General features: G+C 74.4%; 11 protein-coding genes. 7 read left to right on the top strand and 4 right to left on the bottom strand.

All coding sequences use genetic code 11. From position 1 onward, the window contains the following. Positions 1-62: 62 nt before the first annotated feature. Together ACFWZ5_RS38540 and ACFWZ5_RS38545 are read right to left on the bottom strand one after the other, a co-directional pair. Complete coding sequence (locus ACFWZ5_RS38540; protein ID WP_384805362.1) at positions 63-1805, bottom strand: pyruvate dehydrogenase; 1743 nt, start codon at positions 1803-1805, stop codon at positions 63-65. 53 nt (positions 1806-1858) lie between these two features. Next, a complete protein-coding gene (locus tag ACFWZ5_RS38545) occupies positions 1859-3898 on the bottom strand; it encodes a protein phosphatase 2C domain-containing protein (protein ID WP_384805360.1) in 2040 nt (679 codons plus the stop codon). 230 nt (positions 3899-4128) lie between these two features. On the opposite strand from ACFWZ5_RS38545, the gene ACFWZ5_RS38550 reads away from it, so the two are divergent. The 5 genes from ACFWZ5_RS38550 to ACFWZ5_RS38570 all read left to right on the top strand — a co-directional run bounded on the left by ACFWZ5_RS38550 (position 4129) and on the right by ACFWZ5_RS38570 (position 9070). Beyond that, entirely contained in the window at positions 4129-5196 is a 1068-nt protein-coding gene (locus ACFWZ5_RS38550; protein WP_384805358.1) for a helix-turn-helix domain-containing protein, read from the top strand. A 60-nt stretch (positions 5197-5256) separates the two neighbouring features. After that, a complete protein-coding gene (locus ACFWZ5_RS38555) occupies positions 5257-5742 on the top strand; it encodes a DUF456 domain-containing protein (protein ID WP_384805356.1) in 486 nt (161 codons plus the stop codon). Positions 5743-5961: 219 nt separating this feature from the next. Beyond that, positions 5962-6339: a PPOX class F420-dependent oxidoreductase gene (locus tag ACFWZ5_RS38560; protein WP_384805354.1), complete on the top strand. Its 378-nt coding sequence runs from the start codon at positions 5962-5964 to the stop codon at positions 6337-6339. 94 nt (positions 6340-6433) lie between these two features. Further along, complete coding sequence (locus ACFWZ5_RS38565; RefSeq protein WP_384805352.1) at positions 6434-6961, top strand: hypothetical protein; 528 nt, start codon at positions 6434-6436, stop codon at positions 6959-6961. 15 nt (positions 6962-6976) lie between these two features. Further along, positions 6977-9070, top strand: coding sequence for a hypothetical protein (locus ACFWZ5_RS38570; RefSeq protein ID WP_384892027.1), 2094 nt, complete (start codon positions 6977-6979; stop codon positions 9068-9070). Here ACFWZ5_RS38570 and ACFWZ5_RS38575 read toward each other — a convergent pair. Together ACFWZ5_RS38575 and rsgA are read right to left on the bottom strand one after the other, a co-directional pair. Further along, on the bottom strand, positions 9060-10484 hold the full coding sequence (locus ACFWZ5_RS38575; RefSeq protein WP_384804320.1) for a DNA-3-methyladenine glycosylase 2 family protein: 1425 nt from the start codon (positions 10482-10484) through the stop codon (positions 9060-9062). The genes ACFWZ5_RS38570 and ACFWZ5_RS38575 overlap by 11 nt on opposite strands. 204 nt (positions 10485-10688) lie before the next feature. Next, on the bottom strand, positions 10689-11813 hold the full coding sequence (rsgA, locus tag ACFWZ5_RS38580) for a ribosome small subunit-dependent GTPase A (RefSeq protein ID WP_384804322.1): 1125 nt from the start codon (positions 11811-11813) through the stop codon (positions 10689-10691). Positions 11814-12139: 326 nt separating this feature from the next. Here rsgA and ACFWZ5_RS38585 point away from each other — a divergent pair, with 326 nt between their 5' ends. Continuing rightward, a complete protein-coding gene (locus ACFWZ5_RS38585) occupies positions 12140-15022 on the top strand; it encodes a glycoside hydrolase family 2 TIM barrel-domain containing protein (protein WP_384804324.1) in 2883 nt (960 codons plus the stop codon). Positions 15023-15178: 156 nt separating this feature from the next. Continuing rightward, positions 15179-16570, top strand: coding sequence for a hypothetical protein (locus tag ACFWZ5_RS38590; protein WP_384804326.1), 1392 nt, complete (start codon positions 15179-15181; stop codon positions 16568-16570). Positions 16571-16766 lie beyond the last annotated feature (196 nt).

The raw sequence follows: 16766 nt of genomic DNA on the forward strand, positions 1-16766 counted from the left end.
AGGGGTCCTAGGGGCGGAGCCCCTAGTTCGGGAAGGGGCGGGACTGGGGCGCCCCGCGAAGGTTACGGACGTGGCACGTTGCGCAAGTTGGAGCGGGCCATCTGGAGCATGCGGCCCACTCCGCCGTCCAGGACGATCTTGCTGGCGGAGAGGGCGAATCCGGTGACCATCTCGGCGCTGATCTTCGGGGGGATGGAGAGGGCGTTGGGATCGGTGACGATGTCGACCAGGGCGGGCCCCTTGTGCCGGAAGGCGTCCTTCAGCGCCCCCGCAAGCTGCTTGGGCTTCTCGACCCGCACCCCATAGGCCCCGCAGGCCCGCGCGACGGCGGCGAAGTCGGGATTGCGGTTGGCCGTGCCGTACGACGGCAGACCGGCGACGAGCATCTCCAACTCGACCATACCGAGCGAGGAGTTGTTGAAGAGGACGACCTTCACCGGCAGGTCGTACTGGACGAGCGTGAGGAAGTCGCCCATGAGCATGGAGAAGCCGCCGTCGCCCGACATCGAGACGACCTGCCGCCCGCGGTCGACGAACTGGGCGCCGATGGCCTGCGGCAGCGCGTTGGCCATCGAGCCGTGGGAGAAGGAGCCGATGATGCGGCGCTTGCCGTTGGGCGAGATGTAGCGGGCGGCCCAGACGTTGCACATGCCGGTGTCGACGGTGAACACCGCGTCGTCGGCGGCGAGTTCGTCGAGCACCGACGCGACGTACTCGGGGTGGATGGGGACGTGCTTGTCGACCTTGCGGGTGTACGCCTTGACGACGCCCTCCAGGGCGTCGGCGTGCTTCTTCAGCATCTTGTCGAGGAAGCGCCGGTTCGTCTTCGGGCTCACGCGCGGGGTGAGGCAGCGCAGCGTCTCGCGCACGTCGCCCCACACGGCGAGGTCCAACTTCGAGCGGCGGCCCAGGCGTTCGGGCCGCACGTCGACCTGGGCGATCTTCACGTCGTCGGGCAGGAAGGCGTTGTACGGGAAGTCGGTGCCGAGCAGGATGAGCAGGTCGCACTCGTGGGTGGCCTCGTACGCGGCGCCGTAGCCGAGCAGGCCGCTCATGCCGACGTCGTACGGGTTGTCGTACTGGATCCACTCCTTGCCGCGCAGGGCGTGGCCGACCGGCGACTTGACCTTCTCCGCGAACTGCATGACCTCGGCGTGCGCGCCCGCCGTGCCGCTGCCGCAGAACAGCGTCACCTTGTCGGCCTCGTCGATCATCGCGGCGAGCTTGTCGATCTCGGCGTCGCCGGGGCGTACGGAGGGCCGCGAGGTGACGAGGGCGGTCTCGGCGGCCTTCTCGGGGGCGGGCTCGGACGCGATGTCGCCGGGCAGGGACACGACACTGACCCCCGACTGGCCGACGGCGTGCTGGATCGCCGTCTGCAGCAGCCGCGGCATCTGCTTGGGGTTGGAGATCAGCTCGCTGTAGTGGCTGCACTCGCGGAACAGCTGGTCGGGGTGGGTCTCCTGGAAGTAGCCGAGGCCGATCTCGGAGGACGGGATGTGGGAGGCCAGGGCGAGGACGGGGGCCATGGAGCGGTGCGCGTCGTACAGGCCGTTGATGAGGTGGAGGTTGCCGGGGCCGCAGGAGCCCGCGCAGGCCGCGAGGGAGCCGGTGACCTGGGCCTCCGCGCCGGCCGCGAAGGCGGCGGTCTCCTCGTGCCGCACCTGGATCCAGTCGATCGCCGGGGTGCGCCGGATGGCGTCCACGACGGGGTTGAGGCTGTCGCCGACGACGCCGTAGAGCCGCTTGACCCCGGCGCGGACGAGGATGTCGACGAACTGCTCGGCGACGTTCTGCTTGGCCATGCTTCATGCACCCCTTTGGTCGCTATGGGTCCATGAATTCACAGCGGCGGCGCTCACGCCTCCCAAACGGCCGCGGCCGTACGATCATCGGCGTATCCCTTGACCCGTACCTGGATGTCGGCGAGGAACGCGGCGAGCCCCGGCGGGCCGCCCTCCGCCCATCGGCGGGTGAGGTGCCGCGTGAGGTCGGGCTCGCCGCGCAGCGGGTCGGCGAGGCCGCCGCTGCACAGCAGCAGCGTGTCACCCGGGCGGGCGACGGAGGCGCGGAAGCGGAACGGGTCGCGGGGCGGTGCGGGCGCGGGTTCGTACGGGCTCGGGGGCGTCGTGATGCCCAGGTCCATGGTGAGCCGGTCGCCGTCCGGGGTCTCCGCCGACGTGTCGGAGGGGGTGCCGGAGGGGGCGTCGGAGGGGGCGTCGGAGGGCGTGCCGGAAGCCGTGCCGCCGGAAGGAGGTGAGCCGAAGCCGACCACCGCGGCGCCGGTGGCCTCGGCGACGCGCGGCTCGATGTCCTGCCACTCGCCGCCGCGCAGCCGGAACAGGCCGCCCGCGCCGACGCCGAAGAAGACGCGGGTGCGGCACTCCGGGTCGGCGGGCAGCAGCAGACAGCGCAGCGACGCCGTGTACTCCTCGGGTTCCAGGCCGAGTTCGGCGGCGCGGGCGCGCAGCTTGCCGAGGCTGCGGTCGGTGAGCCGGTGGAGGCCCGACTTGAGGTCGCCGCGGCGCGCCGCCCTGATGTCCTGCGCGAGCCGCGCGTGACTGCGGCCCACGGCGCGGCCGATCCACGCGCAGGCGTCGGCCGCGGCGCGGTGCGCCCCCGCGGTGGCGCGGGCGCCGGTGGCCATGGCGACCAGGACCAGCGCGTCGTCGCCCGTGCCGAAGCGGGCGGTGAGCAGGGCGTCCCTGCGGGGTTCGCCCCGGTACCGGGCGGAGTCCCCGCGCACGGACACGGCCCGCAGCGTGTACGTGCCGTACCGCGCCCCGTCGAGCGCGGTGTCCGCGACCAGGCTCTCCAGGTCGTCCGGGTCGGCCGCGGGCAGCCCCGTCGGCTCGGCGTCGTACGTCGGGGGCCCGTCCCCCACGTACGCCGGCACGAGGCGCGCCTGCTCCGCCCCCTCATCCACGGAGGCGTCCGGAACGCCCGCCTCGCTGCTCTCGCTGGACCCCTCCCCCGGAACCGGCCCCGGTCCGGGAGCCGCCGCGGGGAAGGTCACCGGGCCGGAGGGGGTGGTGGGGGGTGTCCAGGGGGCGGGGGCACGGTAGGCGGGGGCCGGAGAGCGGGGGGTGAGGGGTGAAGGGTGGGGGGTGATGGGGGGTGTGGAACGGGGGGTGGGGGGTTCGCTCGGGGCCGAGCGCTGGGGCGGGGCTGGGGGCCGCGTGGGGGCCGGTGGCCCGGAGGGGGCCGGTACGCCGCCTCGGGCCGGGAGCGGTGTTTCGGGCGGGGCCGGGGGGTGAAGGGGTGGTGGGCCGGGGCGTGGGGACGGGCCTGTCCCAGGCGGTGCCGGGGCTTCCGGGGGTGCGGGCTTCGGTGTCCCGGGTCCCGCCGGGGCGGGCGCTCCGCCCTGGCCGGAGGCCGGAGCCTGTGTCGGTGGTGGCGGTGGCGGTGGAGCCGGTGTCCCGGCCCGCGGAGAAGCCCCTGTCGCGGCCGACGCACCGGCCTCAGCGGAATCCACCCCTGTCACCTCACCTCGACCGGACCCCGACTCCTCAACCGCACCCGGCGCCCCTGCCGCACCCGGCGGCCCCGGAAGCGGTGGCTGGGGCGGCGGTGGAGCCGGTGCCCCGGGTGGTGTCGAAGCCGTCGCAGACGGGGCTCCGGCCCGGTCAGGGGGCTCCCCGCCCGGCGGGGCCGGAGGGCGTGGGGGTGAGATCGGGGGGCGGGGCTTCAGCTCGTCGGTGGGTACGTGGCGTTGGTCCGGGATGTCGTAGGGGTCGGCGGCCCCCGGGGCGGCGCCCACCGTGCCGGCGACCGACGCGAACCGGTCGTCCAGGGTGTCAGCCGCGGCCGCGGGCCCCGTGTCGTTCTTGTCCTCGTCGTACAACTGCCCCCACCAGTCGTCCTTCTGACCGGTGTGCCTCTCCCCCTGCTGGCTCATGCCCCTATTGTCCACCGCACAGGGCGTACGAAAACGGTGCATCCGGAAATTCCAGGCCGGGCGGGGTCACCCTGGCAGACCGGCGGGGGCTGCGGTGATGATGTCCGCGGCGGGTTTGCGCCGTGGCCGCTTTCCGCCATCCGGGGAAGCGGCGCGCCGCGTCGCACGCGCCACGGACAACGGGAAGACCGGGCCCGCCGGACGGGCCACCGGGGGAGGGACGTCGCCGCATGCTGGCTGCGATAGGGCTTGACGAGACGCACGAGGCGGCGTACCGCGCACTGGTGTCGGTGGGCGCGGCCGACGTACCCGACCTGGCGCGCCGCCTCACGCTGGGCGAGCCGGAGACGGAGCGGGCGCTGCGCCGTCTGGAGCGGCACGGGCTCGCCGCGCAGGCGTCGGGCCGGGCGGGCCGCTGGGTGGCGGCGCCACCGGGCGTGGCGCTCGGTGCGCTGCTCACCCAGCACCGGCACGAGTTGGAGAAGGCGGAGCTCGCGGCGACGCTCCTCGCCGAGGAGTACCGCGCCCGCGCCGCCGAGCCCGCCGTGCACGACCTGGTCGAGGTGGTGACGGGCGCGGCCGCCGTCTCGCAGCGGTTCCTGCAGCTCCAGCTCGGCGCGGCCCGCGAGGTGTGCGCCCTGGTGACGGGCCGGCCCGTCGCCGTCACGGGCCTGGAGAACGACGCGGAGGAGCAGGCCACGAGCCGTGGCGTGGCCTACCGCGTGGTGGTCGAGCGCGAGGTGCTCGCCGCGCCGACCGGCCTGACGGAGATCGCGGAGGCCCTCGGCAGGGCCGAGCGCATCCGGGTCGTGGACCGCGTACCGACCAAGCTGGTGATCGCCGACGGCTCGCTCGCCATGGTGCCGCTGACGTCGAAGACGGCGGAGCCCGCGGCGCTCGTCGTGCACGCGAGCGGTCTGCTCGAGTCGCTGACCGGGCTCTTCGAGGCGGTGTGGCGCACCGCGCTGCCGCTGCGGCTCGGCGAGAGCGGCGTGGTGCGGGAGAGCGACCCCGAGGGCCCCGACGGCACCGACCTGGAGGTCCTGTCGCTTCTGCTCGCGGGCATGACGGACGCCAGCGTGGCGAAACAGCTGGACCTGGGCCTGCGCACGGTGCAGCGCCGCGTGAAGCGGCTGATGGAGCTGACGGGCGTGACGACCCGGCTCCAGCTGGGCTGGCACGCGTACGAGCGCGGCTGGGTGGCCCGCGAGGCACGGCGGGCGGGCGGGACCGGCGGCGCGGCGCGGGCCACCCGGGACCAGCGGGGCGCCGGGACTGAGCGGGCCGCCCGGAACTGAGCGGGCCGCCCGGGACTAACGCGACCTGCGGTTTCGCGGTCGATCCCGCACGCTGGGCAGATGGGAGCGTGGGAACTCCTGGTGGTCGGCGTGGTGATGCTGCTCGGCCTGTGCGGAGTACTGGTGCCCGGGGTTCCGGGGTCGTGGCTGGTGTGGGCCGCGGCGCTGTGGTGGGCGCTCAAGGACGCGTCGGGCCTGGCCTGGGGCGTCCTGGTCGGGGCGACCCTGGTGCTGCTGCTCTCCCAGGCCGTGCGCTGGCAGCTGCCGCCGCGGCGGCTGCGGGCGTCCGGGGCGACGGGCCGTCTCGCGGTGTACGCCGGTACGGGGGCGCTGCTCGGGTTCTGCGTGGTGCCGGTCCTGGGAGCCGCGCCCGGGTTCGTGGGCGGGCTCTATCTGGCGGAGCGACTGCGGCTCGGGGGGCACGGGGAGGCGGTGACGTCGGTGCGGGCGGCCCTGCGGGCGGGCGGGTGGAGCGTGTTCGTGGAGCTGTTCGCGTGCCTGCTGATCGTGGGGGCGTGGGTGGGGGCGGTCATCTGGCGCGGCTGACACGCACGGCCACGGCGGCCACGCCGGCCACGGATACGTACCAACCGCAATGCCCCAAAGCCGCACCGATGTCCACGCCCCAGCCCCCAGGCCCCACGCCCCACGCCCCACGCCCCACGCCCCACGCCCCACCGCCCCCAACGAGAACCGGACGAGGGCCAAAGCCCTAGGTCGGCGCGCCGATGCGCGGGGGCCGTGGCGCGTGACAGCCTCGCGGCCATGAGTGAATTCAGCGCGGCCGAGCGCGCGTATCTGACGTCCCAGCGCCTGGGCAGGCTCGCCACCGTCGACCCCAAGGGCCAGCCGCAGGCCAACCCCGTCGGCTTCTACGTGCAGGACGACGGCACGATCCTCATCGGCGGGTACGCGATGGGCACCACGAAGAAGTGGCGCAACCTCCAGGCGAACCCGAAGGTGGCGCTCGTCGTGGACGACATCGTGAGCGAGCGGCCGTGGCGGGTGCGGGGCGTGGACATCCGCGGCGAGGCCGAACTCCTCACCGGGCCGCACGACTTGGGCCCGCACATGAGCGAGGAGCTGATCCGCGTGCACCCGCAGCGGATCCACAGCTGGGGCCTGGAGGAGGACGCGGGGTGACGGCGTTGACACCGGAGAGCCAGCAAGCTTAGGTATGCCTTACCTAACTACCTGGCTCTCCGGAGCTCAGTGGCCCAGAAAGGTGCCCGCACCCATGCGTACGCGTACCCGTGCCCTCCTCCCCCTCTGCGCCGCCGCCGCGCTCACCGTCGGCCTCGCCGCCTCCGCGTCCGCCGCCGACGTCACGGCGAAAAGAACGATCACGGACGGCGGCAAGACGTACCACCTGGCGCTGACGGGCCCGGACACCGCGGCCGGGGCGGGCGCCAACGTCACCGTCTCCGGCACCGGTTACAACACCGCGCAGGGCGTCTACGTCAGCCTGTGCGCCGTCGACGGCGCGCCCGGCGCCAACAAGCCGACCCCCTGCCTCGGCGGCCAGGACCAGTCGGGCACCACCGGCGCCTCGCACTGGGTGTCCAACGCCGGCGGCGGCACCGTGCCCAACAGCTCCCGCTTCGGCGCGAACGGCTCCTTCTCCGTGAAAATCCACGTGAAGGCCGACCTCGGCGGCGGCAACGTGTGCGGCGAGACCGTGGAGTGCGCGATCGTCACGCGCGCCGACCACTTCGACTCGGGCGACCGCAAGTACGACGTGCACATCCCGGTCACCTTCCGGTAGGCCGGGCGCCCCACCATGAGACGCGCAGCCACGCTGTCCGCCGCGGCCGTGGTGGTCGCCTCGCTCACCACGGGCTTCGCGCCGTCCGCCCCGCAGCAGGGCGGCGGCGCGAACCCCCGTGGGAGCGGGCCCGGTTACCACCGCACCGCCGACTTCAGCACCGCGGGCAAACCCCTCGACGCCACCGTCCACCCCGAATCGAAGAAGCTGTACGTCGGCTCCGACGACGACCCGGGCACGCCCGACGCCAACGAGCGGGGCCTGTACGTCCTCGACCGCGCCGACGGCACGGTGCGCGGGCACACCGCCAAGGCCCCGGGCCCCACGGGCGAGTCCCGCGAGTCGACCGTACGGAAGATCGCCGCGCCGCTGCCCGGAGACGGCGTCGTCTTCCACTATCCGCTCAAGGGCCTCGGCACCGCGAAGGACGGCGACAAGGAGGCCAAGGGCGTCTGGCTCGCCGGCGCCAAGGTGACCGACGTCGGGCCCGGCGTCGCCGACGGGACCACCCTGGTCGCCCAGGGCACGGCGCTCGCCGAGGTCGAGACGGCCACCGGCACGGTCAAGCGGACGGTCACGCTCGCGGGCGCGGGACAGTTCGCCGTCGACTCCCGCCGCAAGGCCGTGTGGTCGGCGGACCTGGCGAACAACCGCCTCCACCGCGTCGACACCGACTCCTTCACCGTGGCCGACTCGGTCCGACTCCCGGTCACCGAGGGCGCCGAGGGCTTCACGGCCGTCGACCCGGCCACCGGCTCGGTGTGGGTGGGACGGCAGGACAAGGTCATGGTGTTCGGCCCCGACGGCACGGCGCGCGCCACGCTCGACGGCACCGATCTGGCGCGTGACGTGGCCTTCGACGGAAATCGCGCGTACGTCGCCCGGCAGGACGTCGGCGACCCGGGCGCGCCCGACTACGACGGCGACGGCTCCCTGACCGTGCTCGACACCGCCACCCTGAAGCAGGCCGCCGCCCCCGTGCGCCTTCCCGGCAACGAGGCCCAACTCGGCGCGGCCGCCGTGGCCGTGACACCGGGCGGCGCCGAGGTGTTCGTGACGAGCCCGGCCCAGAACCGGATCACCCGGCTCGAACGCGGTGCGCCCCCGACGGTCACCCGCTCCCCCGAGGACACCACGGCGGCCGACGGCACGAAGGTCACGCTCACGGCCACCGCCGACGGCTCCCCCGAGCCGACCGCGCAATGGCAGGAGAGCACCGACGACGGGCGCTCCTGGCACGCGGTCGACGGCGCGACGAAGGCCGCGTACACGTTCACGGCCAAGGCGTCGCTCGACGGCCACCGCTACCGGGCCGAGTTCACCAACGCCTCCGGCACGGCCCGCACGGAACCGGTCACGCTCACCGTCCGCGCGCACGGTGGCGACGAGGGCTCCGCGACCGGACCCGACGGCCAGCGCCTCACCGTCACACCGGTGCGCGAACTGGCCGCCAAGGGCCAGGAACTGACGGTCACCGGCACGGGATACGACGAGAAGAAGGGCGTCTACGTCGCGCTGTGCGTGGACAACGGCCCCGGGAGGACCCCCACCCCCTGCGTGGGCGGCGCCGCCACCACCGGTGGTTCGAAGGCGTCGGCGTGGATCACGAACACCCCGCCGCCCGGCACCGAGGACCTGGCCACGCCCTATGGCGAGAAGGGCTCCTTCACGGTCCGGCTGACCGTCGACGCCAAGGACTCGGGCACCGACTGCCTCACCCGGCGCTGCGTCCTCGCGACCCGCGCGGACCACACGCGCCCCGACGACCGTTCGCAGGACGTGCGGGTGCCGGTGTCCTTCGCGGACGGCGGGTCCACGGGCGGCGGTTCGGCGGATGGGGGCTCCACGGGCGGAGGCTCTGCGGGCGGCTCGTCGGCGGGCGGGTCGACCGGCGGCGGACCGGGCTCAGGAGGATCGGGCGCCGACGACGTAGCCGGTCCGTCCGGCTCCGGTGACGTGGGCGGTGCCGCGCCCGCCGGGGACGGCGGCAGCCTGGCCTCCACCGGCGCGACCGTGGCGGGAGCCGCGACCCTCGCGGCGGCGCTGATCGCGGCGGGCTGGTACGCGGTACGCCGCGGCCGACGCGACGCGAACTCCCTTACGCCGTAAGGAGCTCACCCTCCCCCGACGGCCCTGGCGACGACGTGCGCCGCGCACCCTCCGCACTCTCCCTGCTCTCCGTACGGAGATGACGCGCCGCGTACGACCGCCAGGGCCGCCACGCGTCGTCCACCGCCACGCCCGGCAGGGCCACGTCCGGGTCGCCGAGGGCCCGCATCCGGATGAGGGCGACCGCGTCGTCGCCCACGCCGTCCACGGCGCGCAGCTGCTGCTCGGCGTCGTCGCGGTCGGCGCCCGCGTCCAGGCGCACCCGGCCGTCGGCGAGCGCGGCGGCGAGCGGAACCCGGCCAGCGAGCGCCCCTGGCTCCGGGAAGACATGCGTGAGCGCCCCGCACGGCGCCGGAAGCGGAGTCCCGTACTCCACGACGAGGCGCTCGGCGGCCTCCCTGCCGACGACGGCCCGCACCGCGAACTCCTCGGGGTCCGCGACGCCCGGCGACCGAAGCCCCGGCCTGACCCGCACGAGCGGCGCGAGCCGGGGGTCGGCGGCGAGCCGCTCGTCGACCGCGTACGGGTCGGCGTCCAGGTCGAAGAGCCCGCGGAGCCGCTGCACGGCCGTCGTCAGATCCCGCAGGTCGGACAGGTGGAGCCGGGCTTCGAGCCACCCGCTCTCCGCCCCCGCCCCGCGCGGGGCCCGCTCCTGAACGGCCACGATCCCGGAGGCGTACGGCAGCCGCAGCGTGCGCCGGTACGTACGGGCGCCGCGCTCCCCGCCGATCTCTTCGACGCCGTGCAGCGCCTCGTCGGCGAGCAGGTCGAAGACGGCGGTGGCCTGGTACGGGCCGCGGTAGGCGAGCCGCAGCGGGATGCCCGCCGACGGCGTGGCACGGCCGCCGCCCCGCTTGGGCGCGGCGGCGCGCAGGGCGGTCGGCGTCAGCTCGTACACCGCCCGGATGGTGTCGTTGAACTGCCGCACGCTCGCGAACCCCGCGGCGAACGCGATCTCCGTGACCGGCAGGTCGGTGGTCTGGAGCAGCACCCGCGCGGTGTGCGCGCGCTGGGCGCGGGCCAGCGCCACCGGGCCCGCGCCGAGCTCGGCGGTCAGCTGGCGCTGGACCTGCCGCGCGCTGTACCCGAGCCGCACGGCGAGCCCGCCGACGCCCTCGCGGTCCACGACGCCGTCCCCGATCATGCGCATGGCCCGGCCCACGACGTCGGCCCGCACGTTCCACTCCGCGGACCCGGGCACCGCGTCGGGCCGACACCGCCGACAGGCCCGGAACCCCTGACTCTGCGCGGCGGCGGCGGTCGGATAGAACTTCACGTTCTGCCGCTTGGCCGTCACGGCCGGACAGCTCGGCCGACAGTAGATCCCCGTGGTCGACACGGCGAAGAAGAACTCCCCGTCAAACCGAGCATCACGACTACGTACGGCTTCGTACCGGGTATCGAGATCGTTCACATTCCCCAGTGTGAGCCGCACCGAACACAGGGGCTAGCGGAAATCAGACATGGAGCTGTGCTGTGCATGGGCACGCTGGGAGGCGCCATCCTGGCCGCTCCCCGCTGTGGGCAGCTGGTCCGCCCAGAGGGCGGAACGGGTGGGCACAGCCCACGTGCCGGGCACCCGGAACGCAGACCCCCACCCGTCCGACCCCCAGGTCAGCTACCGCCCCCGCCCCCGCTTCGCCTCCATCGCCGCGCGCCCTTCCGCGCCCCTCCGCTTCCACTCCTTCCGCATCTCGGCCCGAACCCGCGCATCCGTCTTGGCAACGATCCGCTGGTTCTCCCGCAACAGCTTCCGGTAACTGTCGAGCCGCCGCTCGGGCAGCACCCCCTCAGCCAGCGCGGCGAGCACCGCACAGCCGGGCTCCGCCTCGTGCGCGCAGTCCTGGAAGCGGCAGCCCTCGGCGAGCTCCTCGATCTCGGAGAAGACCTGCCCGACGCCGCTCCCGGCGTCGAAGAGCCCGACGCCGCGCAGCCCGGGGGTGTCGATGAGCACGCCCCCGCCGGGCAGCGGGATCAGATTGCGCGTGGTGGTGGTGTGGCGCCCCTTGCCGTCCACGTCACGGATGGCCTGGACGTCCATGACGTCGGCACCCGCGAGCGCGTTGGCGAGCGTCGACTTGCCGGCTCCGGACTGCCCGAGGAGCACGGACGTACCGCCGGAGACGAGGGCGGCGAGGACGTCGACGCCGTCGCCGCAGGCGGCGCTGACGGGCAGCACCTGGACGCCGGGCGCGCTCGTCTCGACGTCCTCGACGAGGTACGACAGGGCGGTGGCGTCGGGCACGAGGTCGGCCTTGGTGAGGACCACGACGGGCTGCGCGCCGGACTCCCAGCCGAGGGCCAGGAACCGCTCGATGCGCCCGAGGTCGAGCTCACCGGCGAGGGACACGGCGATGACGGCGTGGTCGACGTTGGCGGCGAGGATCTGCCCCTCGGACCGCTTGGACGAGGTGGACCGCACGAACGAGGTGCGCCGCGGCAGATAGGCCCGCACGTACCTCGGGTCGCGGCCCGGTGCGTCCACTGCGGCCCAGTCGCCGGTGCAGATGACCCTCAGGGGGTCGTGCGGGGTGACGTACGTGGTGTCGGCACGGATGACACCTTCTTCCGTGACGACGATGTCGCAGCTTCCCCGGTCGACGCGGATGACCCGGCCGGGCAGCAGCCCGCGCTCGGCGTACGGCGCGAAGGCGGCGGCCCACTCCTCGTCCCAGCCGTAGGGGGCGAGCGGGTGCGGGTCACCGGAGGAAGCGGAGAAGAGCAGAGAGGAAGACGAAGACAAGGGGAACCCTTCACAGGGGTGGCCCCGGCCCGCGCGGCGAAGGCGCGGCAAGAGAGAAAGAGTCAGCCGGAGACCACGGAGGTGAATGTGACGAACGTCCGGATGCGGGCAGCGCCCATCGCAGCGACAGCCATCGGTCACACCTCCTGGGTCATGCTCGGTCGACGACGACGGCGGCAGGTGGCCGCCGAGGAACGAGGTTCACCCTAACGACGGCGTTCGACCGCACGCCACTTCTTTTTCCGTCCAACCCCGGCGTCAAGAATCCAACAACCCTCCGCCGGAAAGAATTGAGCCCCGCCGCCCCGGCACGCTGTGATGGAGTCATGGAGCTGCTGCCCTACCACGAGGACGTGTCCCCCGGTACCGGCGGTCTGCCGCCCCGTGCGTGGTGCGCGGGGTCGGACGCCGCCGTTCTGTCGCTCAAGGGAAGCTGGCGCTTCCGGCTGTCGCCGCGCGCCGACGCCGCGGACGAGTCGTTCGCCGCCGACGCGTACGACGCCTCGGCCTGGGAGGAGATCGTGGTGCCGGGGCACTGGGTGCTCCAGGGCCACGGTCGGCCCGCGTACACCAACCAGATGTATCCGTTCCCCGTCGATCCGCCGCGGGTGCCGACGGAGAATCCGACCGGCGACCATCTGCGCCGCTTCGACCTGCCGGACGGCTGGCCCGCCGGCGGGGACGTCGTCCTGCGGTTCGAGGGGGTCGAGTCGTGCGCCCGGGTGTGGCTGAACGGCACGCCGCTCGGTGACTTCAAGGGGTCGCGGCTGCCGCACGAGTTCGCGGTGGGGCGGCTGCTGCGGGCGGAGGACAACGTGCTTGCGGTGCGGGTGCACCAGTGGTCGTCGGGGTCGTACCTGGAGGACCAGGACCAGTGGTGGCTGCCGGGGATCTTCCGGGACGTGACGCTCCTGCACCGGCCCGAAGGCGCGGCGCGGGACTTCTTCACGCACGCGTCGTACGACCATCGCGCGGGGACGGGCACGCTGCGGGTCGACTCCGAGGTCGCGGGCCGGGTCACGGTGCCGGAGCTCGGCATCGACGTCGCCACCGGACAGAGCGTGACCGTGCCGGTCGAGCCGTGGTCGGCGGAGCGGCCCCGGCTCTACGACGCGGTCCTCGCCACGCCGGGTGAGCGGATCGCGCTGCGCGTCGGCTTCCGCACGGTCGCCGTCGAGGACGGGCTGATCACGGTCAACGGCAGGGCCGTGCTGTTCCGGGGCGTGAACCGGCACGAGTTCCACCCGGAGACCGGCCGCACCCTGGACCTCGCCACGATGCGCGCCGACGTCCGCCTGATGAAGCAGCACAACATCAACGCGGTCCGCACCGCCCACTACCCGCCGCACCCCGCCTTCCTCGACCTGTGCGACGAGCTCGGCCTGTGGGTGATCGACGAGTGCGACCTGGAGACGCACGGCTTCACGATGCGGGGCTGGCGCGGCAACCCCGTCGACGACGACCGCTGGACCCCGGCGCTCCTGGACCGCGCGGCCCGCACGGTCGAGCGGGACAAGAACCACCCGTCGGTGATCGTCTGGTCGCTCGGCAACGAGTGCGGCACGGGCCGGGGCCTGGCCGCGATGGCCCAGTGGATCCGCGAGCGGGACCCGGACCGCCTGCTCCACTACGAGGGCGACCCGTCGTGCGCGTACACGGACATGTACTCGCGCATGTACGCCGACCACGCGGAGGTGGAGCGCATCGGGCGGCGCGAGGACGGCGGCCCCGACGCGCGCCGCGCGCTCCCCTTCGTCCTGTGCGAGTACGGGCACGCCATGGGGAACGGCCCGGGCGGCCTGAGCGAGTACCAGCGGCTCTTCGAGACGTACGAGCGCCTTCAGGGCGGGTTCGTGTGGGAGTGGATCGACCACGGTCTGAAGCACCCCGCGTTCGGCTACGCGTACGGCGGTGACTTCGGCGAGGAGCTGCACGACGGGAACTTCGTCTGCGACGGCCTGTGCTTCCCCGACCGGACGCCGTCGCCGGGGCTCGTCGCGTACAAGTACGTGATCCAGCCGGTGCGGTTCGCGTACGACGCGGCTGCGGGCACCGTGCGGGTGACCAATCTGTACGACGTCGCGGACCTGTCGGAGCTGTCCTTCGAGTGGACCTACCAGACGGACGGCGACGTGCCGTCGGTGTCGGGCCCCCTCGACGTGCCGCCCGAGCTCGGTCCCGGCGAGAGCGTCGAGCTGAAGCTGCCCGAGCCGCCCGCGGCCGCCCGCGGCGCCGAGGTCTGGCTGCATCTGTCCGCCCTGGTCTGCGAGGAGACCGACTGGACGGCCCTCGACCACTGCGTGGCCCGCGCCGACTTCCCCGTCACCGCGCGGCCCGCCGTGCCGGTCGCCGCCGGTGAACGGCCCCGGCGCCGGGGCTATGACATCGTGCTCGGGCCCGGCCGGTTCGACGCCCGGACCGGTGACCTGCGCGCCCTGGACGACCTCGCGCTGAGCGCGGCGCCGCGCCTCGACGTGTGGCGGGCGCCCACCGACAACGACGACGGCGCGCCCTGGCAGCCCGACACGCGCTACGGCCCGCTGTGGCGGGGGTTCGGCCTGCACCGCATGCAACACCGCCTCGACGGCGTGGAGTCGGCGGACGGCGCCCTCACCGTGCACGCGCGCGTGGCGCCGGCCGCGCGGGACATCGCGCTGCGCACCGTCTACCGCTGGACGTCCGACGGCACCGCCCTGCGCCTCGCCGTGTCCGTGACGCCCGAGGGCGACTGGGAGGTGCCGCTGCCGCGGCTCGGCGTGCGGCTCGGGCTGCCCGCGGCGTACGGGAACGCGCACTGGTTCGGCACCGTCGAAGAGGCGTACCCGGACACCAACCCCGCACCCCGGATGGGCCATTGGACCTCGACCGTCGACCGCCTCCAGACCCCGTACGTGCGCCCGCAGGAGAACGGGGCGCGCGCCGACGTCCGCTGGGCCGAGCTGCGCGCGGGCCACGGGGGCCGCGGGGTGCGGGTGGTGGGCGACCCGGCGTTCTGGTTCACCGCGCGCCGCTGGAGCACGGAGGAGCTCGACGCCGCCGCGCACCGCACGGACCTCACGCCGGGCGACACGGTGTGGGTGCACCTCGACCACGGGCAGCGCGGCATCGGCTCCCAGTCGTGCGGGCCCGGCGTGCTGCCGCAGCACGAACTGCGGGTGGCGCCCGCCGAGTTCGCCTTCACTTTTTCGGTGGCCGAACCGCTCCGGTGAGAGAAGACTGACGCGGAAGCGGCAGGCCGAGCGGGGCCGGCGCACGCCGCGTTCCCCGGGTCCGGACCCCTCGTGACCCGGCGAAACCAGGGTTGCGGCCGCCTAGACTGGGAATGACGACGACTCACGCGCCGCCCTGGGGGGAGGGAACACCCTGTGTCACAACAGCAGCTGGGCCGCAGCCCGGTGCGACCTGACCCCACGCCTCCGCCGCCGGACGATTCGCGCCAGAGCCGGTTCGTGGGCTGGCTCGGCGGCTTCGGCTGCGTCGCCGCGGGCTACGCCGTGTTCCAGTCCCTCGTGGGCGTCCTTCCGGACTCGCTCTCGGACGACGCCGCGCGGTACGGCATCGCGGGGGTCAGCGGCGTCGGCATCGGCGTCGCCGCGTGGCTTGCGGCGGCGCTGCTGCGCGCAAGGACCGCGGCGGGAGCGGAGCAGCCGCCCGCCCCGGCCTCGGGCGCGGCGGCGGGCACCGACCGCTCCCCGGGCCCGCTCCCGGCGCTCGGCACCGCCGCGTACACGGCGCTGCGCGAGGAGATCGCCGTCCTCGACGACCCGGACCGCGGCCTGCTCACGGGCTGGCCGCACGCGCTCGACGAGCAGACCCAGCCGGTCCGCCCGACGCCGACCGGCACCGCGTACGGCCTGCACATCGTCCTCGAACTGGGCGTGCGCGACGGCCGCTTGAGCGCGTCGGACCTGGTCGCCACGCTGTGGCGGCTCCGGCTCCCGGACGGGGGCTGGGCGGCGCGCTCGCAGGGGTCGGTGCCGCGGCCCGAGGTGACGGCGCTTGTGCTCGGCGCGCTCGCGCGGGCTGGCGCGGACGCGGGGCGCCTCGCCGACGAGGCGGCGCGCTGCGCGGCCCGCTTCACCGAGGACCTGGAGCCGTCGGGCCTGGCGCGGACCCATGTGGTGACGACGGTGCTGCGCGGCCTGCTGCGCGCGGCGCCCGACTCCCCCGCCATCGCCCGGTTGCGGGACGGCCTCGTCGACCACACCATCACGGATCCCCTGCGCGAGCACCGCCGCTGCTGGGGCCCGAGCCTGCGCGCCCCGCACCCGTCCGCGTCCCGCCCCTCGCCCGTGCACACGGCCCTCGCCGTCGTCGCCCTCGACCGCGCGGCCCGCGTCCTGGGCGAGGACGCCAACGCCCGCGCGGCGCGCGAGGACGGCATCCGCTGGCTGCTCTCCTGCCCGGCGCCGGGCCACGACACCTGCGCGGACCTGCTCAACGCGCAGGAGCAGGTGCGCCGCCCGCACCCGGAGGACGCCTGGCGCCAGGAGGTCCTTCTCGTACGGCACTTCACCGCGGCCTGGATGGTGCGCGCGCTGCTCACGCCGGGCGCCTGGGAGATCGCCGCCGCCGAGGGCCGCGAGGAGGCGTGGCACGCGCTGCTCGCGAGCGCGGTCGACGGCGTGCTCCGCCAGCAGCACGACGGCATCTGGAACTGGGAGGGGCATGATCTCGGCCGCCCCTTGTGGATGACCTATCAGGGCCTTTCGGCGCTGCGCGCCCATGCCGTATGGATGTATCAGCCGGAGGGCTGAGCTCCGGCTTCCGTCCCCCGCGGGCGGACGCGGCGGTTCCCCGGGGGCGGGGCGGACAGAGAGGCGGAGTGACCGCATGGGTGGTCGGCACGTCCTGCGGGCCCGGCGGCTCCTCGAAGGCGCCCTGGACCGCCACGGCGGGTACGACGACGAGGACCTGGTGCGGGCGGCGCGCTCGTTGGTCGCCGAACTGGGC

Source organism: Streptomyces sp. NPDC059003, from assembly GCF_042740445.1.
In the GTDB taxonomy this organism is placed as follows: domain Bacteria; phylum Actinomycetota; class Actinomycetes; order Streptomycetales; family Streptomycetaceae; genus Streptomyces.

Bases quoted from the DNA above. Each gene is read 5' to 3' on its own strand.
- ACFWZ5_RS38540 (WP_384805362.1), bottom strand. From the start codon at position 1,805: ATGGCCAAGCAGAACGTCGCCGAGCAGTTCGTCGACATCCTCGTCCGC.
- ACFWZ5_RS38560 (WP_384805354.1), top strand. From the start codon at position 5,962: ATGAGTGAATTCAGCGCGGCCGAGCGCGCGTATCTGACGTCCCAGCGC.
- ACFWZ5_RS38545 (WP_384805360.1), bottom strand. From the start codon at position 3,898: ATGAGCCAGCAGGGGGAGAGGCACACCGGTCAGAAGGACGACTGGTGG.
- ACFWZ5_RS38570 (WP_384892027.1), top strand. From the start codon at position 6,977: ATGAGACGCGCAGCCACGCTGTCCGCCGCGGCCGTGGTGGTCGCCTCG.
- ACFWZ5_RS38565 (WP_384805352.1), top strand. From the start codon at position 6,434: ATGCGTACGCGTACCCGTGCCCTCCTCCCCCTCTGCGCCGCCGCCGCG.
- ACFWZ5_RS38585 (WP_384804324.1), top strand. From the start codon at position 12,140: ATGGAGCTGCTGCCCTACCACGAGGACGTGTCCCCCGGTACCGGCGGT.
- ACFWZ5_RS38550 (WP_384805358.1), top strand. From the start codon at position 4,129: ATGCTGGCTGCGATAGGGCTTGACGAGACGCACGAGGCGGCGTACCGC.
- ACFWZ5_RS38555 (WP_384805356.1), top strand. From the start codon at position 5,257: ATGGGAGCGTGGGAACTCCTGGTGGTCGGCGTGGTGATGCTGCTCGGC.